We start from the raw sequence: 24,503 nt of genomic DNA on the forward strand, positions 1-24,503 counted from the left end.
CAGCATAAAGCTGTAACGCTCACCATCATGGCGAATGGGGCGAATGATGGCCCCGCTTTCCGTGACGAGATGTAGATCTGGGTCGTTTGTGAGCGCTGTATTTTGGTGAGATGTAGACACACCGGTGGTAACGCGGCTCAGTAGTTTGTGAAACAGAGGTTCAACAAAGGATCGTTCCACGCATAGTGGAGCGCCAGCATCGTTGTCCCAATTCCTTGCGGCATTCCGCAGGGTGGCAATCTTACCTTCCTGACGGAAAGAAGAGCGGTTACCCGTGTCCAGATAGCTTTCTGTCAACATACCATCAGCCGTAATGACAGAATGCTGCTCGGTTTCGACGTGATAGTAATCGTAAGAAGTAATGGATTTATCATAGAAGATAGAAACACCATTCACTAACATACGCGCGGGTACAAACTTACCTTCAAAGAACAAGCAATGTTCTGGCGTAATCAGCATGTCTTTGTAGGGCACGCCTTGCGCAATGGCATCTTTGAGAATACGCACAGGATATCCTGCCTCATCATCAGAGAGCTCGGGGCGAACGGTTGCATGCGCCTTGCCAACCCAGGCTACCCGGTGGGAGGCTTCCTTATTGTTCTTCCAGTCAAGCGCAACAACCCGATCACCGATCTGGAGGTTTTCAACCGCCACATCGCCTTCTGGTGTGCGGATCATGCTGCCGGAGAGGAAGCACACCTCATAGCTTAGCCAACCGTCAGCACCATCGGTTAAGGTAAAGCCATAATTGCCAACACCAACAATGTTCAACGTGATGGTGTTGCCATTGTTCAGTGTCAGTTGGACTTGATTTGCAGTGGGATAGCTTACATTGGAGACATCTGCCGCTTTTACGCCGGCCAGTTCGATGCTGTCCGAATTGCTTGCAGAAGCGCCGTCGAACCCGTTGATGACAGTATTGAGTGTTCCGCCTGATGCCAACCCAGAGATGACCAATCCGGTGTTGCTGCCTCCCTGCAGATCCACAGAACCGCCAACGTTGTTCCAGATGGTTGCGGAACCGCCATTTTCTAGGGTAAGTGTGCCGGAAATAGTAGCACCGCTGGCAACGCTGACCTGTCCACCATTGGAAACGGTGGTTGTGTCTAGAATGCTATTACTATCCGCATAAACCAAACCGCCGCTATTAACAGTCGTGCCTGTGGCTGTGCCACCAGAAGTAATTTCTATAACAGCACCAGAATCGACAGTCGTATTGGAAGCTGTACCAGCCACAGCTAGTTCGCCACCACTGGAAACTACCGTAGCAGAAAGAATGCCGCCCTTTGAAACGACCAGAGCACCTGATGTATTTACAGTAACAGCATTGGCGGAACCTCCAGAGCTCACGGTTATTATACCGTTACTTCCAACCGTAGCTGTATTCAGAACACCATTCGCACTAATACCTGCCGAACCACCATTAATGGTGCTATCTGTGGCTGTGCCTCCAGAGGTAACTTTTATAACACCACCAGAATCGACAGTCGTATTGGAAGCTGTACCAGCCACACTTAAATTGCCACCACTGGAAACAATGGTATTGGCGACTTGTCCATCAACACCATCGGCTATATAGGAATTAGAAAGAACCGTAATTCCATTAACTATTCCACCAGCAGAAACGGTAATTGATGCACCTGATGCGAGTGATCCCCCACTCTCTGTCTTATCCCAATGTGATAATATCCCACCACTTACTACAGAAATACTACCAGAAAGAATGGCACCAGGAGTGGTGAAAACTGTTCCACCTGAATTAATACTCCCACCGACAAGCGTACCTCCAGAGTAAACTAATATTTTACCGCCATCGTATGCTCCGTAATTAGAACTTCCCTTTTGCTCGACTAGAACCGCGCCGCTATATATGAGTATTTTTCACCGGTTGACGTAATTGTTTGGTATTCCCCTTTTGCTCCAGAAGATAATATTTCTTGAAAATCTGAAACACCGCCGGTTGCTATTTGTCCGCTAGTATATGCTGAAGTAGTCATTGATTACATCCTTTAAAACTTACGTAAGACGTCCTCTTTGGGTGATATTCCATTCGCACTAAGTCATTAAGGATAACGGATAGCGTAACGCCCAATTGCGATGAATGTATATGTTTTCATAACAAAGGCCAGAGAAAAAAATTTGATATTCATAAACTGTTTGGTTTTTCCAAAAATAATTGCATTTTAAATAATTTAATTATATTAATGTTGTAATTATTATATTTTTTACGGGTTTTTAAAAAATGACCATTCCTAGTATGCCAAATGATTTTCGAAATAATATAAAATTACGATATTTTAGAATAATTGCGATACTTGCAGCTACTCAGAGCATTCGGCTAACGGCAGAACATCTCAATGTAACCCCCGCGGCTGTTTCAAAAGCATGTCTAGAGTTAGAAAATATTATTGGTATTAAGATATTTATTCGAAAAAATGGCTGTTTTATTCCGAATTCTGTATGTAAACATTTTATTGAAACGGGCCAGAGAATAGATTTTGAACTTAAAAATTTATTATCAAATATTTCTTTTCATAAAGAAAATATTATTGGAGATATAAAAATAGGATTTCAAGCAGTAATGTTGCAAAATCCTATTTTGATAAATATTTCTAAAATAAAAAAGGCACACCACAGTATTAATTTAACTTTAGAATACGCATCACGGCCTTATTTGTTGTCTAGATTAAAAAATAATGTTTATGATTTTATTTTTGCGAATGTTTCAGATATACAGTCTGATAAGAAATTAAAAATTCAAGTATTAGGAAGAGAGCAGTATGTAGTGATAAATAATGAAAAAATTTATTCAATACCTGATGTTTTAGAAAATTGGAGCGAGTTTTCTAAAAAAATATGGATTATTCCTGTTCCAGGAATGGCGATGAGAGATCGGTTTGATTTTATTCTTAAGGCTAAAAACCTTTCTCTACCGGAACAACGTATTGAAATAAATTCTTCTGTAGGTAGTGAAAATTTGGTAAATCTTGTCAATGCGTTTACCCTTGTGCCTGTAAGTCTGTTAAAAGAGAGAGGTTTGTACCCCGATGTACCATTGAAATTTCTTCCAGAAATGGAATTAGATGTGGGAGCAATTTGCTTACGAGAGACAAAAATGACTATACCTACTCAATACGTATGGGATTTTATGATAAATAATATGAAAAACATTTGATTACTATAATTATAAATATATTTATTTAATTCAATATTACTTACAAACTGTATAAATGGCACGTTCTGGAGAGCTGGGGCTATTGCCAGCTTCGTAAACAATTCAACATCAAGAATGGTTCAGCAGCTTTCTGATTACTAGGTTTCTTGAACTTGTAACGGCTTTGTACTGGTTATCTGAGCGTTTTAAGCTCGTATCAGGAGACCGACGAGACCATGAAACATACGGAAGATTTCAAGCGCGAGACCGTGAGAATGAACGTCTTCGCATGGAGAACCGAATTCTGCGGGAGAAGAAGGAAATCCTAAAAAAGTTCACCAGTTTTTCGCGAGCCAAAAACCATGAGGTTCGCCTTCATCTATAGACATCGGCACGAATGTCCAATCGAGAGGCTGTGCCATATCTTACGGCTCTCGGCACAGGGTTACCGGGCCAAGATATCCCAACCGGTCTGTCAGCGCCAGCGCACCGATCTGAAAGTGCTGGCGCATATCGTTGTAATCGTCGCCATAGTGGAACCAGCGCCGCATGAAGGCCCCGGGCAAGGGCGGAGGCCGGGAGAGTTCTGAGGATGGCCAGATCGGCCTCGGAATGCCGGATGTCGGATGGCATGGGGACAATCCTTTCGGCTGGGGAGCCACCGACCGGGTACGGCAAAACATGCCGCACCTGTCAGGCAGCCCCTCCCTCTTTTCTGATTACATTGAGTTCTCACGCCTTGCGGCATGACCTTATGGAAATTGCAGGGACGCCCCACACACATCTTGCCGGGGACAAGTCCACGCTTCTTGCTGCGAGGCTGCCCCACGAGTTTGACATTTAGACGAGGGGTAAGATGCTAAAAATAATAGGGAAAAGATGTCGTAGTTCGGGGCGGAGAAATTTCACCAGTTATACGTCAGGTTCCCATATAGGCGGCGTCCTTGACCAACATAGCAGAAGTAACCATCGCAGCTCGTTACGTAATACTTGTTTGTGAGATTCGATACAGATAATTGCGCTTTTAGTCCTCTCAACGCGGTGTTAATTTGTCCGAAATCATAATGAGCTCCAATGTCAAATAATATGTACGAGGGCGTTTTAAATGATTCTACGTTATCTACGTAAGAGTATCCGACGTACCTCATTCCCCAGTTTATACCCAACCCCTTTGCCCACTTTGATGGGACAGTATAATCTGCAAAGACTGAAAACATATTGCGCGGCATGTAAGGAACTGCTTTTCCAGCCTCTGAAACCGCATTACCATAATAGTTTCCATAGATATCTTCCCGTTGCGCAGTTTCGTTAGTCTTTGCGAACCGGATGTCGGTATAAGTGTAGGATGCGACAAAACGCAGATCCTTTGTAACATTCGCATTTGCCGACACTTCAAAACCCTGAGACCGCACTCGTCCCCCGTCTGTACTAAATCCAGAATGCTCTAAATCGTTTATAAGATAATGATTTTCATCAATATGAAACGCTGCCGCTGTCAGTAGAATATCCTTATGTGGTACCTTATATTTTAGTCCCGCTTCAAGCTGCTTGCCTGTTAAAGGAGCAAATGATTGTCCCAAATAATTTGTCTGACCCGCCTGCGGAACAAAGGAGGTCGAGTAACTGAAATAAGGCGATAAACCAAATTTAGTATTATATATTAAACCCGCTCTCCACGTGAACGCATGTTGCGGTTGCAATGTGTCCGCTTGTCTTTTGTAAGTAATTGTATGATTATCATTGTCGTTATTTACGGAATATCTATCTTTGTCATAACTCACCCAGTCCTCTCTACCTCCCAGAAGAATTGATAATCCTTTCCACTTAATCTGATCTTGGAAGTAAACTCCTTCTTGGAAATAATTGTAAGGGCCAACACTGCCATACACCACGCAGGACGGAGAATTGATATCCACACATACCGGCGTATTTAGTGTAGGACGATACGTGTTCTGTATGTAGTCGTTGGTATAGTCAAAAAGCGCATTCTGTGTGTATTTTAGCTCCCTAAAATCCGATCCAACAACCCAGGTGTGCTTCATAGGTCCAGTTGAAAACTTTCCATAAATACGGGAATCCAATCCAATAGTTTGAGAACGACCTCGGATCGACCATGGAGTAAGCTCTGTGTATGAGTTTTCATAACCGTTAGTACTGTAGCCGTTACTATAAGTATCCTCCGTTTTACTACGAGAGTCTTCATACCGAAATACTTGAGAAAAAGAAATAACATCGCTGAATTTATGATTGAACATCATTTCAAACATAGCTTCTTTAGAGCCTTGCTGGTTCCAGCTTTTATACCCAGCAAACGTATTTCGAGGTATCCGGGGACAACTACTATTTTGAATTAATGTGCCACATGTCGGATACTGCATATAATTCGTACCGTTGCCAGGCGTGTACATATACATTCCTAACAAAGTCAGGGATGTTTTATGATCAATGTCCCACGTGATAGACGGAAGAACCCCGACACGATGATAGTCAATATGATCAACCTGCGTCCCGGAAGTCACTCCGATCGCCGCGATACGATAACGTAGATTTCCATTTTTTGTTATCTTATCACTGATATCAGCCGTCGTTTCATAGCGACCCCAACTACCAAAACCAACTGAAACTTGATGTAACGGCGTATCAGTAGGCTTTTTTAGACTGGTACTGATCATGCCACCGGGATTTGTCTGACCGTACATGACAGAAGCAGGTCCGTTGATAGCCTCAATTCTTTCAATAAAAGCAGTCTCTCCGGCACTTGCACTATTAAGTTGCAGACCATCGACAAAGTTCGAAGTATCGAACCCCCGTTGTTCTATCCCTTGCGCGCTTCCTGCTATACCGCTTCCATTTTGGTAATTTCCCAGGCTTTCCGAATATACCCCTGGCGTATAGCGAAGTGCTTCAGCCACGTTTTGTGGCTGCTGATCCTGCATCAGTTGTTTTGTCACGACGTAAATCGAGTTGGGAATTTCCGTAAGTGGTGTGTCAGTTTTAGTTCCAGCCATCGTAGTCGTGGCAACGTATCCTACTCTAGGCCCCGTGGGATTTTGATGCGTGACTGTCCCCCCTACACGAACAGGGCCAAGCGTGATGCTGGCAGAAGCTTTTTTGATAATAACGCTGTGAGAGCCTGAAACCTGATAAGTAAGGCCTGTTCCTGCCAGCAAATGAGAAAGAGCAATATCAGGCGCAAAACTACCAGACACGCCTGGGCTGCTCAATTTTGCTGTAAGAGTATCAGGCACCGATATCTGCCAGCCACTTTGCATCCCAAAAGTGGTTAAAGCGTTTGCCAAAGACTGGGGGCTGATCTGGAACGACTTTGTGGCAATAGATACAACCGGAGCTGCCGTAGCGGATACTGTGCCGATGGCAGCACCACCCAACATGGTTGATGAAGCAAGAAATAAGGCTCTTCGCGCCCAAAAAGCCTTGGAATGAGAAACCGTCCAACCTGTCCGCGCCATAATCTGCGTGCCCTTTCGGCCATGTCCATTCTATTGAGGTTGCGGTTGCCATATGAGAATGACACGCATTTTCCTCGTTATTGTGAACACGAACGAAGGATCGTTTTTAATCGCACCAAGGCGAAAAAAAATTAGCGATTAAGGATAGTCAGCCAAGGTGTGACATTCCAGACACGCGCATTCTGGCCATCCGCTAATGTCTGAAGGGCTGATCGTGCATTGGAAAGCTTGTACAGCCCACTTACCTTCTCTGCGCCAAGGCCATGACCACGCACCAGAACAGTCCCGCGCATATAGTGACTTAACGTGCCAACCACTTCGGAAACGGGTTGACTATGAGCAACATAGAACCCCTGCGCCCATAGACCGACCTCCTGCGGAACAACAGCGTCAGTCATGCCTTTACCGGCCTTCATCTGAAAGGCCTGTCCAGCGTCCAGTAAAACCGGAGCATCGTGAGAACCAGCATTCACAATCGACACACGCCCTTCACGAACAGCAACCGCCTCGGTTCCGCCTCCGCCTGCCTTCACATCAAACACGGTGCCCACATCTGTAATCGTAAAATGGCCAGCAATCACCCTAAAAGGATGAGCCGGATCATGCATGACGGTGAACAGAGCCTCACCCTTCAATAGGCGAACTTCCCGCTGTCCTTTTGTATCGTCTGTATCAATAGCGCTCTCCGGAGCCATGATAATCTGACTGCCATCAGCAAGGGCAATCGTACGCGTTTCCGCCCACCCAGTCACATGATCCGCCCGCAAGCGCAAAAGCGCATCTGGCCCCCAGATGACTCCCGCCACAACGGCAGCAGCGGCAAGCGATAACGATGCAACCACTCGCCGCCGGACAACCGTAGCACGATATTTCAGTACAACAGGAGATGCCATGTCCTGAGTTGGCTCTACCATGCGCAGAACCGACATTGTATGCGAAATCTGTGCCCATTCCCGCTGGCGCTCTGGCTTTTCCTTGAGCCAGACCTCAAAGCGCGCCCGAAGGCTTACGTCATCTGGATCATCACGCAACACAAGAAACCATTCCGCTGCATTGGAAGGCTGAAACTCTTCAACCTCATCCTGCACGTTCATGTACAGATTCCTTTCGGGTAGCCATTGCACCTTGGAGCATTGCAACAGGCCCCAACAAGAACACGTTCATGGATAATTTATTTTCGTGCGACAAAGAGTTATTCAGAGGAATAGAGGTGCTTACGGCAATGCTCCAACCCCTGCGCGATCATCCGATGCACTGATCCTATCGGAATATCAAGCTCAACCGCAATTTCCCGCAGTTTCCACCCTTCGAACCGACACAACAAAACAGCACGTTTTGTTTTTTCAGGAAGCCCATCAAGCGCCGCCATGACGACTGCCAATTCCTGACGGCCAGACATATTTGTCTCAGCATCGGCTGTGGGAGCCGGGACTGAATCGATGGTGCTGTCATCTGTCTGAACAAACCGCTTCCGTGCACGTCCCTGTGCGCGGTATTTGTCCACGGCCAGATTGCGCACGACACGATACAGAAAATGCAGAGGCTTCTCAGGCTTTTCAGAGGATTGACACCTGATCCAGACTTCCTGAAGGAGGTCTTCGGCGTGTACGTAGTCACCCGTTATCCCGGCTGCGTATTTCAACAGATCACCGCGATTAGCGAGGTAGCATGTCAGCAGGTCACTGTTGCCCGCCACGGAAGTACCTTTCCACACTCACTGCGACCCAATTACACAGAGTCGTCCTTCTAAATAAGAACTATTCGCATTTTAACTACGCGAAGGCGATCTTAACGACAAGGAGAACAAAAAGAGACCCATTGCCATACACCTCATGAGGCTAACGGCAACGGGTTCTACACGTCGATGGTGAGTGAATTATGATGGAAATCTGGTTGCAGGAGCACGCAACTAAAGAAAACTGCTACTTGTCAGGAGGTTCGTTGAACGGTTGGCAGCATAGCTAAATGACTGGGGAAGAGGAAGATTTTTTTGATCAATTGCCTTGTCGCTCTCTACAACCCCAAATCCGAAAGACTTGGGTGGCCCACTGGTCGCCTCCCCTGCGACCAATGAAAAAGCCGGGCACCGATATCGATCGGCAAGTCATTGATCGAGGTAAGCCGCGCGCGAGCATCTGGAGCATTCCGCTATTCCTATCGAGGCGATCGCCGCCGACACCTGCTTCCGTGATCGCGAGCGTATGCACCGGGCCGTTCCCGGAGCGTTTAGGCTCAGGACTTGTCTTATGAAATCCGGGTCGCTGTATGTGCGATAAAGGCAGCAGTCAGGAGGTGGCCACCTCCTGACTGCTGGAGAGAGCGGGTCGGGTCAGGACAGGCCATGATGGGCCGCGAATGAGTATGATCGCCTCTTCTTTTCCTCGGGCCTGAACGGATACCTGGGAGAAAATCCCGGATGACAAGCATAGGACAATGGGAAATGGCACAGACATGCGCCAAGCTGGAGAGTAATGCCGTTGTTGTTGGCATTGACGTTTCCAAGGATCATCTTGATGCCGCTCAATATCCATCTGGTGACCTGATCCAGACTTCCAACGATACGAAAGGCCTCAGAACGCTTCTACGGTGGATTGGTAGGCAACGTGCTGTACATGTTGTCTTCGAGGCGACCGGCCCTTTCCATCGTCAACTGGAGAGTCATCTAGCCAAGGCCAGCATCCTATTCTCACGGATCAATCCGCGGCACGCAAGAAAGTTTACCGGAAAGCATGCAAAAGTGGCTCTGACAGCTCTCATGAGGCGTCTCGTCATTCTGGCAAACGTTCTGTTACGCAATGACCGATTATGGGAACCACGTCACACTTGACCAAGACGGATACTCATAGCCAGAAGATGACGGTTGCGGCGAGGCAGACGGCTGAGAAGAAGACGGTCGGGCATCTGTCGTAGCGGGTTGCGACCCGCCGCCAGTCCTTGAGCCTTCCGAACATAATCTCGATGCGATTGCGGCGTTTATATTTTCGCTTGTCGTATTTGACCGGTTTTCCGCGAGATTTCCGTCCTGGAATGCAGGGCTTTATACCTTTCTCTTCCAGGGCGTCCCTGAACCAGTCGGCGTCATACCCGCGATCTCCCAGCATCCATTCTGCTGCAGGAAGACTGTCCAGCAGGGCAGCGGCACCGGTATAATCGCTAATCTGCCCCGCAGTCATGAAAAAGCTCAGCGGTCGTCCGTTCTGATCGGTGACCGCATGCAGCTTGGTATTCATACCGCCTTTGGTGCGACCGATCAGGCGGCCTGGATCCCCTTTTTTAGCCGCAGGCTCGAAGCCGTGCGGTGCGCCTTGAGATACGTCGCATCAATCATAATCGTCTGAGGCTCGGTTTTCGCAGCAGACCTATCTCTCACTTGTTCTGACAGCACTGTTCCTGTCAGGAGCAATGCTGGGCTTTGTATAGGCAAGATCCTGTTCCACACAGGATTCAGTCGTTCATATAATTGCAGTATAAACGCTGAAGCGTGCGTGTGATTGGCCCGACCTGGCCGTCGGCAATTGAGACGCCATCAATCGTAAGAACTGGTGCGATCAGGTAGGTCGCGCTGGTCACGAAACACTCTGTTGCCGTCGCAAGTTCAGCACGTTGGATCGGACGCTTCTCAATAGAGAAACCTGCTCCCCTTGCCAGATCCAGAATACGCTCACGCGTACATCCTGCCAGCAGTCGATTGGACAAGGGCCGCGTCACAAGCGTTCCATATGCATCCACCAGAAACACATTTGAGGAGGCCCCTTCCGTAATCCCCTGTTCGTCGTAGAACAACGTATCGGACACACCATGAGCAAGGGCATCACGTTTGGCCATAACCTGAGGCATCAACATGGTCGTCTTGATGTCGCGGTGGAGCCAGCGAATATCTTCTCGCAGTTGGACATGAATACCCTCGCGAAAGGCAGAGGTCTGTTCAAAGTCAGAAGCCTGCGCCAGCATCAGAAGTGTGGATCGCCCCTCAGGACGGATCGTGAAATTGCGCGGAGATACGCCGGATGTTACCTGAAGATAAATTAGTCCTGTTGTGACATCATTTTTTCGCAATAGTTCTTGCATGATGCTGTCCAGATCCGCCCTTTCGGGAGGGGGGGCTATACCGCATGCGGCAAGAGAACGATCCAGACGGGCGAAATGCGCTGGAGCATCAACGAATTTTCCATTTACAGCGATACAGACTTCGTAAACGCCCTCTCCAAATGTGAAACCTCGATCAAAAGGGGAAATACGCGCATCTTCAGCACGGACATATGCGCCATTGAGAAAAACAATAGACATACTCAAAACCTTTCTCATCTCGTAGGGGAATGCGTTACTTTGGTAAAAATTTCTAAGGGATAGTGCCCAGGACCATTTGCATGAGACGGATCGCCTCCTCAGTGCGTGCATGTGCAGAAGGCAAACCTGCGATCACCATGATAATGCGATGATTGTTTTTTGTTGCCGAACCGGTGAAACAATAGCCGGCATTTGTCGTAAATCCGGTTTTCAGTCCGTCTGCGCGGTCTATGTGGCCAAACAACGGGTTCTTGTTATGTTGTCGGATCAACTGTCCGGTTGGACTTTTACCCCACAGAAATTCTTTCTGTTGGTAGAATTTTACATAAAATTGAGGAAAACGCTCAATTGTCTTCCGGGCTAAAAGAACCAGGTCGCGCGCTGTTGTCCGTGTTGTATCATTGTCCGACCACCCGTTGGGTGAACTGAAATAACTGTCGGCCAGCCCGATGCTCGGGGCCGCCTTGTTCATCAATGCGACAAACGCATCGAGGCCACCGGGAATACTCGAAGCCAGCGCGTATGTGGCATCGTTTCCTGAGACGGCCAGCATCCCGTTGAGAAGATTTTCAACCGAGACAGTCTCGCCCGCACGGAGGAACATTGTCGCGCCGCCCTGCTTACCGTGCCATCTCTTCCACACTGATGGGCTGATTGTGATGGCTTGCTCCAGCCTCATTTTTCCTTGGTCAATCAGATCGAAAATCACATAGGCTGTCATGATTTTTGTCATGGAAGCCGGAGCTATCGGACGATCCGCATCTTTTTGCATTAAAATACGGCCAACCGTGACATCTTCAACCAAGGCCACCGGCGCGCTCGTCTGGAAGGTTTGAGCGTGACTTTGGGGTGCATCAATCAGCAAGCTTAAGCTCAGGCAGAGCATGACAGCTTTTACTTTATTCAACACGATGGCTCGGCCCGCCCGCTTCCGACAACACTCAGGCCTGCCTAAAGGAGCCATCGCACCCCGTCCAATGCCGCTTCAGTCTGGATTATTCCTTATTTGCATAAGGCGATCTGCTGAGATGCCTGCCAGACCTGTTCGACAACCGAACGCGTATGTTCTGCTTTGCGATACAGTCGGATTTCCAGAGGAATTTCTTTCCCCAAGGCAATCATCTCATGGGTTTCGAGGTCTTTTTCAATCAGACTTCTGGGCAACCATGCACGTCCGTGCCCTGCCAGAACCATCTTCCTGAGCCCTTCTGCCATGGCATTTTCATTCACATGCCGAACAGTATCAGGCCCGTAAGGTAGAACGGCCTGCGCTTCCTGACACTGGCATATCTGGCCGAGGAATGAGTTCGGACTATAGGTCAGCAAGGGAGATAGGAAGCTTGACTGAGGCTTGTGTAAAGGAAGACCAACAGGAACAAGAAAGTCCTGAGCAACAATACAATGAGGAAACTGGTTTGGATGAAGAAGCAGAGGAACAGCTTCATGATAAAAGGTCAGAAAAAAATCATAGAAACCGTCGACGATAGCGGCCATGCAGTTATGGAAGTCATCTGGCAACAAGCGACTACCACATGGTCCGATGGACTTTTCGATTTCAGAAAGCCATTGAGGAAAAAACGTAACCGATAACGTGTGCAGCGCTGCCACGGCTATGGTTGGTACATCATTTTGCGAAGACGCCGTCAGCGATGCACGACTGTGAAGAAGATTACGAAGGGTCTCTTCCGCCGTTTCCCTGAAGCGACGTCCTTCTGGCGTTAAAGTCGCAGGGAAGCGGCTGCGATCGAGTAATGGGACTCCCACCCATGTTTCCAAAGCCTGAATACGACGACTGAAAGCCGACTGCGTCACATGGCGCTCTTCCGCTGCGCGTGAAAAACTCTGCAACCGCGCTAGCGTGATGAAATCTTCAAGCCACTTGATGTCCATAGAATTCTTTTATGATGAATTCTATTTTTAACAAATGGTGCAGGGCAATCTCGTTCTTCCCTGACAAGAACGAGATTGCCGAACCGCCATCATGATGTTGGCGTAGTGCGCAAGAATGGCTCGATGACGTCCAGAACCCGCGACGGGTGCTCCATCGGAGCCAGATGACCGGATGCGATTTCAACATGCCGCGCGCCCGGAACCAGGCGTGTCAGTTCGCGGCTATGCGCAGGCGACACCATGTGATCGTATAGGCTACCGATCACCAGTGTCGGACATGACAGGCTGGCGGTCTCCCGGCGGACATCGACAAGCAGATCGACATCAATCTGGCGCCTCATGCCCGACCAGTTGGTCTCCGATACCATACGGCTCATGATGGCGTCCACGTCTTCGACAGACAGGGCATCGAACCACTCAGGCGTAAAGCCCGTCAGCAGGATCAAACGCACCAGCGCATCGCGGTCACGGTCGATCAGATCGCGCCAGAACCTGAACTCCAGTTGCGACCGGGCATCTCCCGCATGCGCAAAGCCGTTCAACAGGACGAGCGACCGTATTCTCTCCTTGTGCTCGGCCGTAGCCGCTATGGCGATCGCAGCGCCGAGCGAGAAACCGATGATGGAAAAGCTTTCGGCTGTCGCGACTACGACGAGGACGACGAAATCGCTGTCCGCCGTATCCAGATGTTGAGCGATGCGGGACTGAAACTCGATGCAATCCGTCGTATTCTGCCGTGCGTCATCGACGAAAAACCCAACTTCCACCCCTGCAATGATCTCCGCGCGCTCCTGCGTGTAGACCGTCAGAAAATCGATGAACGGATCGCCACCATGCAGAGTAGCCGGGAAGTTCTATCGCGCTATCTCGACGATCTGGACTGATTATCCCCCCAGAAGCCTTGCAATGCGACCTTGCTCTCCATCCGAGCAGATGATGCATCTCCGCCGATGTTTCCACACTGACTTTGCTGTGCCAGCAGGCCCTGTCAGCACACGCTTGCAGAGCGATGAAATTGTCCAGTTTGAACAATCATCAGGGCACAGAGCAGCAGCCTGCGCCGTCGCCAGCCCTGCGTGGCGCTGGTCAGCGGGATGGCCGCGACAAGGGAACCGATTGCGTACAGTGTGACAAGCTGCCCCACCATCGCATCCGATACGTTCAGACTCCTGCCCATCTGGGGCAGCAGGCCTGCCGGCAGAGCCTCGGTCAGGATGGTGATGAACCCGGCCGTGGCCAAAGCCAGGAGGCCTCCCAGTGGCAGACGTCCCGATGTGGACAGATTGCATTCAATCGTTTCTGAAGTCATGGAATCACCCACCCCAAAGCATGTCGTGGCGCAAAGCTGTCTGTCGCTTTGCCGCCGCTCATTGCCCTCACGATAAGATGGTCCCTGCTCCAGATTAATCAGGCTATAGTTTCATACATAATGGACAGAAATGTCCGCAATAGCCGGATCATGCGATGGACAGTCTGAGTGCTCTTCCCATTTTCATACAGGCTGCGGAAACACGCAGCTTCACGGCCGCCGGTCAGCAACTGGGCCTGTCCGCCTCTGCGGTCGGCAAGGCCATTGCACGTCTTGAAGGGCGTCTCGGCGCCAGGCTGTTTCATCGCAGCACGCGAACGATCACGCTGACTCAGGAAGGACATCTCTTTCTGGCGCGCTGCCGTCGGATCCTGGAAGAAGTCGCGGCTGCCGAACAGGAACTGGCCGATACACACGCCACACCATCGGGACGTCTGCGCGTGAGCCTCCCCATGGTGGGCATGCTGCTGATGCCGGCGGTCAACACCTTTATCCAGACCTATCCGGAGATCGAGCCCGATCTTGATTTCACCGATCGTCTCGTGGATGTTATCGGCGAAGGCTTCGATGTTGTTCTCCGGACTGGAGATGCTCCGGACGCACGCCTGATGACCCGTGTCGTCGGCACGTTCCATCACCGGCTGGTTGCCAGTCCTATCTATCTGGAGCGCCATGGCACACCCATCAAACCGGCGGATCTAGTGCATCATGTCTGTCTGCGCCACAGATATCCTACAACCGGAAAACTGGAAGCATGGCCACTGCGGCAGGATCGCCCGGCTGGGGCCATTGAACTCCCGGCAACCGTTGTTGCCTCGGCGCTGGAACCGCTGATCAGCATGGCGGAAGCTGGGCTGGGTATCGTCAGCCTGCCGGACTTCGTGCTCCACGAGCATCTCAGGACCGGACACCTCCTTCCTGTGCTGTCCAACCATACCGAACATTCTGGGGTATTTCGTCTTCTGTGGCCGTCCAGCCCCTATCTCCCACCGAAGCTCAGGGTGTTCATCGACTTCATGACGGAGAATCTGTTTCCGTCAAAATGACCTCGCTCCCACCTTCACGCACACGTGAAATCAGCCCAACCTACGCTGCGCTTTCAGTCCCATTTGCATCCTGCGGTGTGATTTAATTACAAAAAAGCCGCCCTTGAGGGTGGCTTTTCTTCTGTCTTTTCAAACACTTATTTTTGTTTGCGGGGGGCAGGATTGGTTCTCAAGTTGCTGCAACCGCAAATTGAGAACCAAGCGGGATTAATAGGCTGTTTTAATGAACTTTTCTCGGCACGCACATAACCTCTTACTGAAATAAATGCCCCTACCCTCATAAAGCGTACAGCTTATGCATCCACAGCTATGTCAGCTTCCGCCTCATGTCAGACATCAAAGCGGCCGTGACCATTGCCTAAAGCCGACACAGTCAAGCGAACCGCGACAGATTGAAGCTGGAAACTAATACCTTGTTCGGATAAGAAATCGTAGGAACACAGTCCACACCGCTTTCAATTACGGGAAGACTGCCCGTTGCCATTCGATTCGTTCGGACACCGCAATGTAAACGGCATCCGACGTAATATGCGCTGGGGAGGGCTTATGAGTTATCCGTGGTTTGGCGTAAAGATTTACGGCATTGGTATTGGACCCAAGAATTTTGCCGGTTGGGTTTCAACGATTCTTTACTGTATTTTGATGGTCGCGGTTCCCGTTACTACACAATTTCTGAATTGGTCGGCTTGGATGATCCCTGTCGCCTACGTCCTGTTTACAGTCGGATTCTTTACTCTTTTGTTCGTTAAAGGCGACGGCAAACCATGGCGATGGCGATGGGGGCGCGACTGATTATCCGTCCTGCGTGGTATTCCTTCGATAGCCTTCACCCGTAATGTTCAAAATACGCAGTGATATCCTGTCGCGCTCGATCCGGGTTTCAAGACCGGAATGATGACGTAGCTGCATAGACCGTTTGCACACGAATAGCAGCTTTTTTGTTTATTATGTCTAAGACAGACATTCCGTTATCCCCCATTGTCGTCATCCCGACAAAGCATTTCCGACGACGCGCCGCATCACGTTGCGCCACCATATCCGCCACGACCGCATCATGTGCTGCATTGATTCCATGACGTCGGATTTCCAAACCGTCGCTCTCCAGGTCGAGGCCGAGCAGTGATAACGCGGCAACGAGTTCATGTCTCAACCGAAAGCGTTTCTCGCCGGGATCAGTGTGACGAAGTTTGCGGGCAATACCGAAAAGCGCACTGAGCGCCAACGGTGTATTGAGATCGTCTTCCAGGGCCAGGACAACAGGATTGTGGCTGATCGGCTCCACTCCCGATCCGGATGGGCTCGACATGGCCATTTTCATCAGCTTCATCGGCCCGAATGACGGCATAGGGGCCAATGAACACATCACCTTCGACGATCACATGACCGCAAAGAATCGCAGTGGGATCGACAAACGCAATTGCGGCAACCACGGGAAAGTCACCACGCGGATTGGGTCTCAGCATAGCCATCGTCTTGTCTCCTGAAGATCGGCCGCCTCAAAGATCGGCCAGAATTTCGCCAAGCAGGTCATTCGACAGGGTTTCGCCCGGCTGATAGTGCATGACAGAACGAATGACCTCCCCCCCGATGTAGAAGATCAAATGCCGTATTGATCCAGTCATGCGTCATGTTGTGGGTGATATAGGGATCGACGCTGAATTTTCCCGCCAGCCATTCATCGACCATGCCGGGTAACGGCGAACGCCCTTTTACCCTCCAAGGCCGTACCCCGGCAACACCGATGACCGTGCATTCCCCCAAGCCCTTATGGCCGCGCTTAAGGGCAGCGCGCATGACATCAACGCGACCGATCGCTTCGAAGAAATAATCCACTCCGCCGCCCATCATCTCGATGATCACCTTCTGGATCGGATCGGTATGATCGGTCGGATTAACAAGATCGGTCGCTCGCAGATTTCGAGCCTTGGAAATCAACCAGATCGATCTCCAAGCCATATTGGGTTCTCAAGCGATAACAGCTCGTATTTTCATAAGAAAATCACTTTACGTAGATGAATCGCAATCACCCATTCAAGCGTGCTCAAGATTTTCCGACTGGCGACGCCAGACCGGAAAAGGATCGGGCAGTCGTGCGTAGCGTGACGGCTCGAAAGGGGTATCTCCAAGATCCGGCACAAGACAGGCGTCAAGATCCCGGCGCAGTCCTGCTTCATCCATCTCCGCCGTGCCGATGAAGACGATTTCCTGCCGCCGGTCGCCATAGACGGAATCCCAGTTCCCCAGAACAAAATCCCGCCACTGATCGCTGTCCGGCCACTGGTTTTTCGGAATCGCGGCCCACCACAACCCCATTGCTTCGCTCCGCACAAGGGCTCCGGCCTGACTCATTTCTCCTACCCAGTCCGGGCGCGTGGCCAACCAGAAATGACCTTTGGCACGTACGACACCCGGCCAGTTCCGGTCAAGAAAAGCCTGGAATTTTGCGGGCTCGAACGGACGACGCGCCCGGTAGACGAAATTATGGATGCCATATTCGTCCGTTTCGGGAACATGATTGGCAAACCCGTAAAGTTCCTTGAACCACAACGGATGCTGGTGCGCCTTGTCGTAATCGAAGCGACCGGTATTCAGGATCCGTTCAACAGGAACCCGTCCCATATCGGTCTCGATGATATCGGCGTCCGCATTCAGCGCGCGAATGATCTTCCACGCCGCGTCCACCTGATCTGGCGTGGCGGTGGAAACCTTGTTGATGACCACGACATCGGCAAACTCGATCTGCTGGACGAGCAAATCGACCAGTGCGCGATCATCATCCTCTCCGGCTGTTTCGCCCCGATCCTTCAGGAAGTCGCTGGAGGAATAGTCGCGCAGGAGATTGACCGCGTCCACGACCGTCACCATCGTATCCAACCGTGCGATATCGCTCAGGCTGACGTCATTCTCGTCACGGAACTCGAACGTCGCGGCGACTGGCAGCGGCTCTGCGATGCCTGTGGATTCAATGAGCAGATAATCGAATTTCCGTTCCTCTGCGAGCCGCCGAACTTCCTGCAACAGATCATCGCGCAGGGTGCAGCAGATGCAGCCATTGGTCATTTCGACCAGCTTCTCATCGGTGCGCGACAGATTGCTGCCACCATCGCGCACCAGATCGGCGTCGATATTGACCTCGCTCATGTCATTTACGATCACCGCGACCTTATAGCCTTGGCGGTTATTTAGCACATGATTGAGTAGGGTCGTCTTGCCCGCGCCCAGAAAGCCGGACAGCACGGTGACGGGAAGTCTGTTGTCCATGGTTTTTTCTCCTCTAAAGCTGTGTTGGGTTCGGAACGTCGCCATAGACAGCGACTGGATCGAAGGTCTTGTGCGTTTCGCAAAAGACGAGTTCAGCGGATGACGCCGAAACGACTTCATCAGCAGTGAGATCGACACGCCGGTAAAAACAGCTTCGATAACCCACATGGCAGTTCGCTCCTGTGCCCGCGGTGCGCACCCGCAACCAGACCGCGTCCTGATCGTCATCAATCCGCATTTCGATGACATGCTGGATCAGCCCGCTCGTGGCGCCTTTCCGCCAGAGACACTGGCGACTCCGGCTCCAGTAATGCGCCTCGCGGGTTTCGATGGTACGGGCGAGCGCTTCGGCGTTCATGACGCCGACCATCATGGCATCCCCGCTCTCCGCGTCCGTCGTGACCACGCTCAGCAATCCGCTAGCGTCAAAACGCGGGGCAAGATCGGTTCCTTCCTCGACCTGCTCGATAGAGACACGAGGTTGGAACGCTGTTGATGCAGAGGGGAAAGTTTCGCCCATCATACGCCCCCTATTCCCACCATAGCGAAGAACTGGCGACGCAAAGGTTCCGAGGTCTCGAACTCGCCTAACAGGCGACTGGTGACCATGCTCACGCCCGGCTTACGCACCCCACGTGTGGTCATGCACTGGTGCGCCGCGTCGATCACCACCGCAACGCCGCGCGGCTGCAGAACACTCTGGATTGTGTCGGCGACCTGGGCTGTCAGTTTTTCCTGAATCTGGAGGCGATGGGCAAAGACGTCCACGAGCCGCGCCAGCTTGCTGATGCCGACTACCCGCCTGTCGGGCAGGTAAGCCACATGCGCTTTGCCAATCAGTGGAATGATATGATGTTCACAATGGGATTCCAGCCGGATGTCGCGCAGCACCACCATTTCATTGTAGTTTCCGGTTTCTTCGAAAGTCCGCTCCAGAAGGGCGACCGGATCGTCCTGATATCCCTCGAAAAACTCTTCATAGGCCCGCACCACACGGCCGGGCGTGCCGACCAGTCCCTCACGATCAGGATCGTCACCGGTCCAGGCGAGCAGAGTCCGCACGGCTTCTTCCGCCTGAGCCCGTGTCGGTCGCACCCGGATTTTTCGGGGCGTTTCAATCAATGTGTCCATTCAGTCCTCGTCCCGGCATTGACTATGTTATGTTATAATATAACATTATGAACATCGCCCACTTCTCGTCAAGCGCCGGAGCCATGCCGTCTTCCACACAGCAACATCCCGTCTCGATGAACATGCCCCCGCCAGCGCGTGCGCCGCAGGAGAGTCCCGGTGTCATGCTGTTCATGGAGAGTTGGCCCGCAGCGAAAGTCGATACACCAGAAGACGCCGCTCTTGGCTGTCCCGCACCACATGTAGTCGCCTGTGCCCACGCGGCCGTTGTGATGGATCTGCAACGGCCCGATGTTGATATGGTCGTATGGGGTCGCAGGGTTCCAGCAGCTTGGGAGAAGTCGGTCACAGGCTGGTCGGGCTCCCCGTCTCCTCTCACTCTCTCCGGCATGCCTTCGGAGATCGCGGATTACCTTGCAACCCCGGCTGTGCGTCAGGATTGGCCTCCCGTCATTCTGACGGATGTCGTGGATCTATCCTCTCTGTTCGCTGCTTTGACGGGAGGCATCCGACAGCACATCCGACTGATGGCCTCCCTCAGTAGTGATGCAATATTCGAACTTCCTCCTGATGCGCTCAGGCTGATCTGCGGCTATGGGCGCACCGGGGCGGAATGGTGCAGCAATCAGGACCCGAAGAGCGGCATCGTTAGTACCCTGCCGCCTTTCGCCGTTGCGTTTATCAAGGGAGCTGCTGAAGGCGAACCTGGCTGCCTCCATCGTCTCCCGGCCAGTGACCCAAACGGTGCGATTCCGGGGCCAATCCTTGTGATGGATACGGTTTCCCGATGAAAGAACATGTCACGCATCCTTCTCGCGGCGTCCATCAGGTTTCCAATACCCGAAATGGCCGGACCACCTCTTTGCTGAGTGATGTGCTCGACGCGCTGACTAAGACAGATTTGCCGTTATCGGCTTATGATATCCTCCGGTGTGTCAGTCATCCAGATCGCCGCCGAGTTGCCCCGCCTACAATTTATCGAGCCCTGGAAAAGCTGATCGCTGACGGGCTCGTCGGGCGGCTCGAAAGTCGAAATGCCTTCGTGCTGATCCGGACAGGCGATCCGTCGCGCCTCGTCTACTGTATCTGCGACCGATGTGGCGCCGCACAGGCGGTGGAAACCACGTCATCGTGCCAGCAGATCGACAGCGCAGCCGAGACCCTTGAATTCCAGGTCAGGCACCGGGTGATGGAAGTGCAGGGCGTCTGCGCGCAGTGCAGTACCTGTCCTTCTTTCTCGTCCGCGTTGCAACGCCCCCAACAGAACGATCTTCCGACACGCGCCCCCAAATGAGCCGCTGCCCTCTCATCGCCCTTCTTCGTCAAGGTTCTTCAATGTCATCGACCACCATCGCGTCCTGTTCCGCATCACATTCCCCAAAGGACGTTCTCGCCCGGCGTGTGGACGGCGCTCTCTCCGATCTTTCGGCAATCATGTCAGGTGACCGACCTTCTGAGCCTGTTTTCCGGTCAGACGCCGATGCACTTTCCCTGGTCCGGCACGACACGGCCCATGTTCTGGCACAGGCCGTCAGTGAACTGTTTCCCGGCACCGCGCTTGCGACAGGGCCCGCCACGGAGCAGGGATTTTTCTACGATTTCGCGGCTGAGCGCGCTTTCACGGATGATGATCTCGTTCGGATCGAAGCCCGCATGCACGAGATTGTCGATCGGGACGAAGCGATCATCCGGGAAGAATGGACGCGTGAGAGCGCCCTTGCCTGGTGTAAGGAGAACGGACAGCCCTACAAGGCGGAGATCATCCTGTCCCTGCCTGTTGATGCTATCCTGAGCTTTTACCGACAGGGCAGCTTCGTCGATCTCTGCCGGGGGCCACATCTCGCCAGCACCGGGCAGATCGGACACGCCTTTCGGCTTCTCGGCACAGCCGGGGCCTACTGGAAGGGCGACCGGAACAACCCGATGCTACAAAGGATTCACGGCACGGCCTGTCGTGATGCCGACGAACTGGCGGCGTGGGAGCGACGTCAGGAAGAAGCGGCACGCCGCGATCATCGCCGACTTGGACGCGAGATGGATCTATTCCATTTCCGGCCTGAAGCACCGGGAGCGGTCTTCTGGCATCCAAACGGCTGGACGCTGTTCCAGACGCTTCTCGCCTATCTACGCGCGCGCCAGCAGGCCGAGAACTATGTAGAGATCAATACGCCCGACATTATGGATCTGTCTCTCTGGCAAGCTTCCGGCCATTGGGAAAAATTCGGGGAGAACATGTTCACCACCGAGACCGAAGGCCGCACCTACGCCCTCAAGCCCATGAACTGTCCCGGTGGCGTGCAGGTTTTCCGTCATGGCCTGAAGAGTTATCGTGACCTGCCCCTGCGGATGGCTGAATTCGGCAAGGTCCATCGCTTCGAACCGTCAGGAGCGCTGCATGGCCTCATGCGCGTGCGCGCATTCACGCAGGATGATGCACATATTTTCTGCACCCCGGAGCAGATGGAGACCGAGACGCAGCGGATCTGCCATCTCGTACTTTCGATCTATAAAGATTTTGGCTTCGACGATGTCCGTATCAAATTCTCTGACCGACCCGAAAAACGTGTCGGATCGGACGAGATCTGGGATCGCTCAGAGGACGCGTTACGGCGCGGGGTCGAAGCTTCGGACCTTTCCTACACGCGCAATCCGGGGGAAGGCGCCTTTTACGGTCCCAAGCTGGAGTTCGTACTGCGTGATGCAATCGGACGAGACTGGCAGTGCGGTACCGTACAGGTCGATCTCAATCTGCCTCAGCGTCTGGACGCGCATTATGTCGGCGCGGATGGGGACAAGCATCCGCCCGTCATGCTGCACCGCGCCCTGTTCGGTTCGCTGGAACGTTTCATCGGCATTCTCCTTGAACACCATGCCGGCCATCTGCCCTTCTGGCTCGCATCCGTTCAGGTCGTTGTGGCGACAATCACCGCTGCCGCAGACGATTACGCGGGTGATTTGATGAAAGCGCTGCGCCAGCGTGGCGTCCGCGTGGTACCCGATCTCCGTAACGAGAAAATCGCCTACAAAATCCGCGAACACAGTCTCGCGAAAGTGCCTGTGCTGCTGATTGTCGGAAAGAAAGAAGCACAGGAGGGAACCGTCTCCATCCGGGAGTATGGAAACCCGGATGTACCAACAATGACAATGGAAACAGCCATCGACCTGCTGGCTGACGCCTCCCGCTTCCGCCTACCAAAGGTCTTTGGCGCATGAAGGGACTACGCGCTGCTCTCGCGGATCTCTGGTATCTGAGCCGACCCTATTTCACCTCGGCGGAACGCAAATCGGCCTGGACTTTGCTTGGCGTCGTACTGGGGCTGACCCTTCTGCTTGTGGGGGCGGATGTGCTGCAATCGTTTTCGCGTAACATTTTCTATACCGCTCTACAGCAGCGGGACGTCACATCCTTCCTGCGTGGTCTGTTCTGGTTCGTTCGCACCCCGACGATGCCGATCCCCGGCTTCTTCATCATCGCAGTTCCTTCCCTACTGGCGGCGGTATACGCCACCTACCTGCAACAATTACTGCAACTGCGCTGGCGGCGCTGGCTCACACATCGCATGGTCAGTCAGTGGCTTGACCAGAACGTCGCTTTCCGGATTGCCATAGAGGAAACCGGTCTGACCGCTGTTGGCGATAATCCCGATCAGCGTATCCAGGAAGATATCGACGGCTTCGTGCGGAACACGTTATCGCAGTTCCTCGACATCGTGTCACGGCTTGTCACTTTGTTCAGCTATGTCGGCCTACTCTGGGTACTGTCGGGTGCGATCTCGATATTCGGCGTACGTATCCCAGGATATTTCCTGTGGATAGCTCTTCTTTATTCACTCTTTGCATCGGTCGTCACGCATCTGACGGGTCGTCGCCTGATTCCACTGCGGATCGCCCAGCAGAAAGCGGAAGCTGACTTCCGGTACAGTCTGGTTCATATCCGCGATCACGCGACTAGCATCGCTCTCAGTGATGGGGCCGATCATGAGAAGCGTCTTCTGATCGGGAAATTCGACGTCATCTACGACAACTTCCTCGGGATTATGAAACGCGCCAAATGGCTTGGTTTCCTGACGGATGGTCTGGGAACATTATCAGGAAATTTTGCTCTTCTCGTCGGATCAATCCGCTATTTCGCTGGCAAGATCACCTTCGGTACGCTGATGCAGCTTGTGCAGGCTTTTTCCCGCGTTGAGGACGCACTCGGATGGATCTGGTCCTCCTACGCGTCACTTACTGAGTGGCGGGCCAATGTTGCTCGTCTGGCTACTTTCCAGCGCACGATGGATCGTGCGTCCGTCGGCACCGGGAAAACCACGCGCGAAATCAAGCCGACCGTGCGCGACATTGTGACTGATCATCTGGATATATACCGTCCGGATGGTTCGGTGCTTCTGTCATCGGTAAACATAACATTGCCCAGAGGGCATGATATTGTCCTGATTGGGCCATCCGGTCTCGGAAAATCGACGCTTCTACGCACGCTCGCCGGTATTTGGCCGTTCACCAGCGGCGCAATCCGACTGCCTGCGGAACAGATGATGTTCGTTCCACAACGCCCCTACCTTCCTCTTGGAACCCTGCGCGCCACCCTATGCTATCCCCGAGCCCCCGAGACCGTTTCCGATGATCGTCTTTGCACCGTTCTCGCGCAGATCGGCCTGTCGGCCCTGATCGATGATCGGGATACCGAGGCCAGATGGGCTGAACGGCTGTCGCCTGGAGAGCAGCAACGCCTGATGTTTGGTCGCGTCCTGCTGAACCAGCCGACATGGGTGTTTCTGGATGAATCGACATCGAATCTTGATGCCGCCTCTGAAAACCGGCTCTATGATCTTCTGCGCGACCATATCCCGTCAGTGACGATCGTGTCCGTCACACATCGGACCACGCTACAGGAACGCCATCCGGTGACGATTGATCTTCAGGTTTTCGCTCCATCACAGTGAGCCGCGTCGCGC

The 24,503-nt window shown here is 52.1% G+C and carries 25 protein-coding genes and 3 pseudogenes; 10 read left to right on the forward strand and 18 right to left on the reverse strand.

Features of this window, described 5'->3' with window-relative positions:
- Together FKW31_RS00560 and FKW31_RS15950 are read right to left on the reverse strand one after the other, a co-directional pair.
- Positions 1–1,872: Hint domain-containing protein (locus FKW31_RS00560; RefSeq protein WP_370513032.1), on the reverse strand; the 1,872-nt coding region annotated here is incomplete at its 3' end.
- Positions 1,851–1,997 carry a hypothetical protein gene (locus FKW31_RS15950; protein ID WP_166443354.1) on the reverse strand — a complete coding sequence of 49 codons (147 nt, stop codon included), beginning with the start codon at positions 1,995–1,997 and terminating at the stop codon, positions 1,851–1,853. The genes FKW31_RS00560 and FKW31_RS15950, both read right to left, overlap by 22 nt.
- A 245-nt stretch (positions 1,998–2,242) precedes the next feature.
- Between FKW31_RS15950 and FKW31_RS00565 the strand changes: the two genes are divergently transcribed.
- Positions 2,243–3,175, forward strand: a complete 933-nt coding sequence (locus FKW31_RS00565) for a LysR family transcriptional regulator (protein WP_150177109.1) — start codon at positions 2,243–2,245, stop codon at positions 3,173–3,175.
- A 404-nt stretch (positions 3,176–3,579) separates the two neighbouring features.
- Here FKW31_RS00565 and FKW31_RS15955 read toward each other — a convergent pair whose 3' ends face one another.
- From FKW31_RS15955 to FKW31_RS16270, 5 genes and pseudogenes are all read right to left on the reverse strand, one after another.
- Positions 3,580–3,720 (reverse strand): hypothetical protein, encoded by a 141-nt coding sequence (locus FKW31_RS15955; protein ID WP_166443355.1) that lies wholly within the window; start codon positions 3,718–3,720, stop codon positions 3,580–3,582.
- 339 nt (positions 3,721–4,059) lie between these two features.
- The gene (locus FKW31_RS00570) at positions 4,060–6,624 is read right to left on the reverse strand and encodes a TonB-dependent siderophore receptor (protein WP_150177111.1); all 2,565 of its coding nucleotides are present in this window, start codon (positions 6,622–6,624) and stop codon (positions 4,060–4,062) included.
- Positions 6,625–6,755: 131 nt separating this feature from the next.
- Positions 6,756–7,718, reverse strand: a complete 963-nt coding sequence (locus FKW31_RS00575) for a FecR domain-containing protein (protein WP_150177113.1) — start codon at positions 7,716–7,718, stop codon at positions 6,756–6,758.
- A gap of 98 nt (positions 7,719–7,816) precedes the next feature.
- Positions 7,817–8,320, reverse strand: a complete 504-nt coding sequence (locus FKW31_RS00580; protein WP_166443356.1) for an RNA polymerase sigma factor — start codon at positions 8,318–8,320, stop codon at positions 7,817–7,819.
- 317 nt (positions 8,321–8,637) lie between these two features.
- Positions 8,638–8,754 (reverse strand): annotated as a pseudogene (locus FKW31_RS16270) (DUF1348 domain-containing protein); the annotation flags it as partial.
- A gap of 310 nt (positions 8,755–9,064) precedes the next feature.
- Here FKW31_RS16270 and FKW31_RS00590 point away from each other — a divergent pair.
- Positions 9,065–9,451 carry a transposase gene (locus FKW31_RS00590; protein WP_238332705.1) on the forward strand — a complete coding sequence of 129 codons (387 nt, stop codon included), beginning with the start codon at positions 9,065–9,067 and terminating at the stop codon, positions 9,449–9,451.
- Positions 9,452–9,464: 13 nt separating this feature from the next.
- On the opposite strand, the pseudogene FKW31_RS00595 reads toward FKW31_RS00590, so the two are convergent.
- The 5 genes and pseudogenes from FKW31_RS00595 to FKW31_RS00615 all read right to left on the reverse strand — a co-directional run.
- Positions 9,465–9,967: pseudogene (locus FKW31_RS00595) on the reverse strand (IS5 family transposase); the annotation flags it as partial.
- Between the two features lie 101 nt (positions 9,968–10,068).
- Positions 10,069–10,911 (reverse strand): aminotransferase class IV, encoded by an 843-nt coding sequence (locus FKW31_RS00600; RefSeq protein ID WP_166443357.1) that lies wholly within the window; start codon positions 10,909–10,911, stop codon positions 10,069–10,071.
- Between the two features lie 52 nt (positions 10,912–10,963).
- Positions 10,964–11,821, reverse strand: coding sequence for a D-alanyl-D-alanine carboxypeptidase family protein (locus FKW31_RS00605; RefSeq protein ID WP_166443358.1), 858 nt, complete (start codon positions 11,819–11,821; stop codon positions 10,964–10,966).
- Positions 11,822–11,913: 92 nt separating this feature from the next.
- On the reverse strand, positions 11,914–12,801 hold the full coding sequence (locus tag FKW31_RS00610) for a LysR family transcriptional regulator (protein ID WP_150177121.1): 888 nt from the start codon (positions 12,799–12,801) through the stop codon (positions 11,914–11,916).
- Positions 12,802–12,890: 89 nt separating this feature from the next.
- Complete coding sequence (locus FKW31_RS00615; RefSeq protein ID WP_370513033.1) at positions 12,891–13,487, reverse strand: alpha/beta fold hydrolase; 597 nt, start codon at positions 13,485–13,487, stop codon at positions 12,891–12,893.
- On the opposite strand from FKW31_RS00615, the gene FKW31_RS00620 reads away from it, so the two are divergent.
- Positions 13,371–13,685: a MerR family DNA-binding protein gene (locus tag FKW31_RS00620; protein WP_370513034.1), complete on the forward strand. Its 315-nt coding sequence runs from the start codon at positions 13,371–13,373 to the stop codon at positions 13,683–13,685. The genes FKW31_RS00615 and FKW31_RS00620 overlap by 117 nt on opposite strands.
- A 149-nt stretch (positions 13,686–13,834) precedes the next feature.
- On the opposite strand, the pseudogene FKW31_RS00625 reads toward FKW31_RS00620, so the two are convergent.
- Positions 13,835–14,110 (reverse strand): annotated as a pseudogene (locus tag FKW31_RS00625) (MFS transporter); the annotation flags it as partial.
- A 155-nt stretch (positions 14,111–14,265) separates the two neighbouring features.
- Here FKW31_RS00625 and FKW31_RS00630 point away from each other — a divergent pair.
- Complete coding sequence (locus FKW31_RS00630; protein ID WP_150177123.1) at positions 14,266–15,156, forward strand: LysR family transcriptional regulator; 891 nt, start codon at positions 14,266–14,268, stop codon at positions 15,154–15,156.
- 477 nt (positions 15,157–15,633) lie between these two features.
- Positions 15,634–15,948 carry a hypothetical protein gene (locus FKW31_RS00635; protein ID WP_150177125.1) on the forward strand — a complete coding sequence of 105 codons (315 nt, stop codon included), beginning with the start codon at positions 15,634–15,636 and terminating at the stop codon, positions 15,946–15,948.
- 88 nt (positions 15,949–16,036) lie between these two features.
- Here the strand turns inward: FKW31_RS00635 and FKW31_RS00640 are convergent, their stop codons facing one another.
- Entirely contained in the window at positions 16,037–16,462 is a 426-nt protein-coding gene (locus FKW31_RS00640; RefSeq protein WP_193562013.1) for a DALR domain-containing protein, read from the reverse strand.
- On the opposite strand from FKW31_RS00640, the gene FKW31_RS16140 reads away from it, so the two are divergent.
- Entirely contained in the window at positions 16,461–16,640 is a 180-nt protein-coding gene (locus tag FKW31_RS16140; protein ID WP_193562014.1) for a hypothetical protein, read from the forward strand. The two genes, FKW31_RS00640 and FKW31_RS16140, sit on opposite strands and share 2 nt — an antisense overlap.
- Positions 16,641–16,683: 43 nt before the next feature.
- On the opposite strand, the gene FKW31_RS00650 is transcribed toward FKW31_RS16140, so the two are convergent.
- The 4 genes from FKW31_RS00650 to folE form a co-directional block, all read right to left on the reverse strand.
- A complete protein-coding gene (locus FKW31_RS00650; RefSeq protein ID WP_193562015.1) occupies positions 16,684–17,112 on the reverse strand; it encodes a hypothetical protein in 429 nt (142 codons plus the stop codon).
- A gap of 75 nt (positions 17,113–17,187) precedes the next feature.
- Positions 17,188–18,417, reverse strand: coding sequence for a zinc metallochaperone GTPase ZigA (gene zigA / locus FKW31_RS00655; RefSeq protein WP_150177129.1), 1,230 nt, complete (start codon positions 18,415–18,417; stop codon positions 17,188–17,190).
- A gap of 13 nt (positions 18,418–18,430) precedes the next feature.
- Positions 18,431–18,940 carry a phosphoribosyl-AMP cyclohydrolase gene (hisI, locus tag FKW31_RS00660; protein ID WP_150177131.1) on the reverse strand — a complete coding sequence of 170 codons (510 nt, stop codon included), beginning with the start codon at positions 18,938–18,940 and terminating at the stop codon, positions 18,431–18,433.
- A complete protein-coding gene (gene folE, locus FKW31_RS00665; protein WP_150177133.1) occupies positions 18,937–19,548 on the reverse strand; it encodes a GTP cyclohydrolase I FolE in 612 nt (203 codons plus the stop codon). The genes hisI and folE overlap by 4 nt, the downstream gene beginning before the upstream one ends.
- Positions 19,549–19,712: 164 nt before the next feature.
- On the opposite strand from folE, the gene FKW31_RS00670 reads away from it, so the two are divergent.
- Genes FKW31_RS00670 through FKW31_RS00685 form a run of 4 tightly spaced genes read left to right on the forward strand, consistent with a single transcriptional unit; the run spans position 19,713 to position 24,491 of the window.
- Positions 19,713–20,339: a DUF1826 domain-containing protein gene (locus FKW31_RS00670; protein ID WP_166443360.1), complete on the forward strand. Its 627-nt coding sequence runs from the start codon at positions 19,713–19,715 to the stop codon at positions 20,337–20,339.
- Positions 20,336–20,842, forward strand: a complete 507-nt coding sequence (locus FKW31_RS00675; protein WP_150177137.1) for a Fur family transcriptional regulator — start codon at positions 20,336–20,338, stop codon at positions 20,840–20,842. Before FKW31_RS00670 ends, FKW31_RS00675 begins: the two co-directional genes overlap by 4 nt.
- 41 nt (positions 20,843–20,883) lie before the next feature.
- The gene (gene thrS, locus FKW31_RS00680; RefSeq protein WP_370513031.1) at positions 20,884–22,761 is read left to right on the forward strand and encodes a threonine--tRNA ligase; all 1,878 of its coding nucleotides are present in this window, start codon (positions 20,884–20,886) and stop codon (positions 22,759–22,761) included.
- Positions 22,758–24,491, forward strand: a complete 1,734-nt coding sequence (locus tag FKW31_RS00685; RefSeq protein WP_150177141.1) for an ABC transporter ATP-binding protein/permease — start codon at positions 22,758–22,760, stop codon at positions 24,489–24,491. Before thrS ends, FKW31_RS00685 begins: the two co-directional genes overlap by 4 nt.
- Positions 24,492–24,503: the final 12 nt, after the last annotated feature.

Origin of the sequence: Acetobacter sp. DmW_136, assembly GCF_008690365.1 — a bacterium.
In the GTDB taxonomy this organism is placed as follows: domain Bacteria; phylum Pseudomonadota; class Alphaproteobacteria; order Acetobacterales; family Acetobacteraceae; genus Acetobacter; species Acetobacter oryzifermentans.

What these genes read in the sequence shown, in the direction of transcription:
- FKW31_RS00640 (WP_193562013.1), bottom strand. Translation starts at nt 16,462, where the DNA reads ATGTCGAGCCCATCCGGATCGGGAGTGGAGCCGATCAGCCACAATCCT.
- zigA (WP_150177129.1), bottom strand. Translation starts at nt 18,417, where the DNA reads ATGGACAACAGACTTCCCGTCACCGTGCTGTCCGGCTTTCTGGGCGCG.
- FKW31_RS00590 (WP_238332705.1), top strand. Translation starts at nt 9,065, where the DNA reads ATGGCACAGACATGCGCCAAGCTGGAGAGTAATGCCGTTGTTGTTGGC.
- FKW31_RS00675 (WP_150177137.1), top strand. Translation starts at nt 20,336, where the DNA reads ATGAAAGAACATGTCACGCATCCTTCTCGCGGCGTCCATCAGGTTTCC.
- FKW31_RS00670 (WP_166443360.1), top strand. Translation starts at nt 19,713, where the DNA reads ATGCTGTTCATGGAGAGTTGGCCCGCAGCGAAAGTCGATACACCAGAA.
- FKW31_RS00575 (WP_150177113.1), bottom strand. Translation starts at nt 7,718, where the DNA reads ATGAACGTGCAGGATGAGGTTGAAGAGTTTCAGCCTTCCAATGCAGCG.
- folE (WP_150177133.1), bottom strand. Translation starts at nt 19,548, where the DNA reads ATGGACACATTGATTGAAACGCCCCGAAAAATCCGGGTGCGACCGACA.
- FKW31_RS00570 (WP_150177111.1), bottom strand. Translation starts at nt 6,624, where the DNA reads ATGGCGCGGACAGGTTGGACGGTTTCTCATTCCAAGGCTTTTTGGGCG.
- FKW31_RS16140 (WP_193562014.1), top strand. Translation starts at nt 16,461, where the DNA reads ATGGCCATTTTCATCAGCTTCATCGGCCCGAATGACGGCATAGGGGCC.
- hisI (WP_150177131.1), bottom strand. Translation starts at nt 18,940, where the DNA reads ATGATGGGCGAAACTTTCCCCTCTGCATCAACAGCGTTCCAACCTCGT.
- FKW31_RS00650 (WP_193562015.1), bottom strand. Translation starts at nt 17,112, where the DNA reads ATGGCTTGGAGATCGATCTGGTTGATTTCCAAGGCTCGAAATCTGCGA.
- thrS (WP_370513031.1), top strand. Translation starts at nt 20,884, where the DNA reads ATGTCATCGACCACCATCGCGTCCTGTTCCGCATCACATTCCCCAAAG.
- FKW31_RS15950 (WP_166443354.1), bottom strand. Translation starts at nt 1,997, where the DNA reads ATGACTACTTCAGCATATACTAGCGGACAAATAGCAACCGGCGGTGTT.
- FKW31_RS00600 (WP_166443357.1), bottom strand. Translation starts at nt 10,911, where the DNA reads ATGTCTATTGTTTTTCTCAATGGCGCATATGTCCGTGCTGAAGATGCG.
- FKW31_RS00610 (WP_150177121.1), bottom strand. Translation starts at nt 12,801, where the DNA reads ATGGACATCAAGTGGCTTGAAGATTTCATCACGCTAGCGCGGTTGCAG.
- FKW31_RS00630 (WP_150177123.1), top strand. Translation starts at nt 14,266, where the DNA reads ATGGACAGTCTGAGTGCTCTTCCCATTTTCATACAGGCTGCGGAAACA.
- FKW31_RS00685 (WP_150177141.1), top strand. Translation starts at nt 22,758, where the DNA reads ATGAAGGGACTACGCGCTGCTCTCGCGGATCTCTGGTATCTGAGCCGA.
- FKW31_RS00565 (WP_150177109.1), top strand. Translation starts at nt 2,243, where the DNA reads ATGACCATTCCTAGTATGCCAAATGATTTTCGAAATAATATAAAATTA.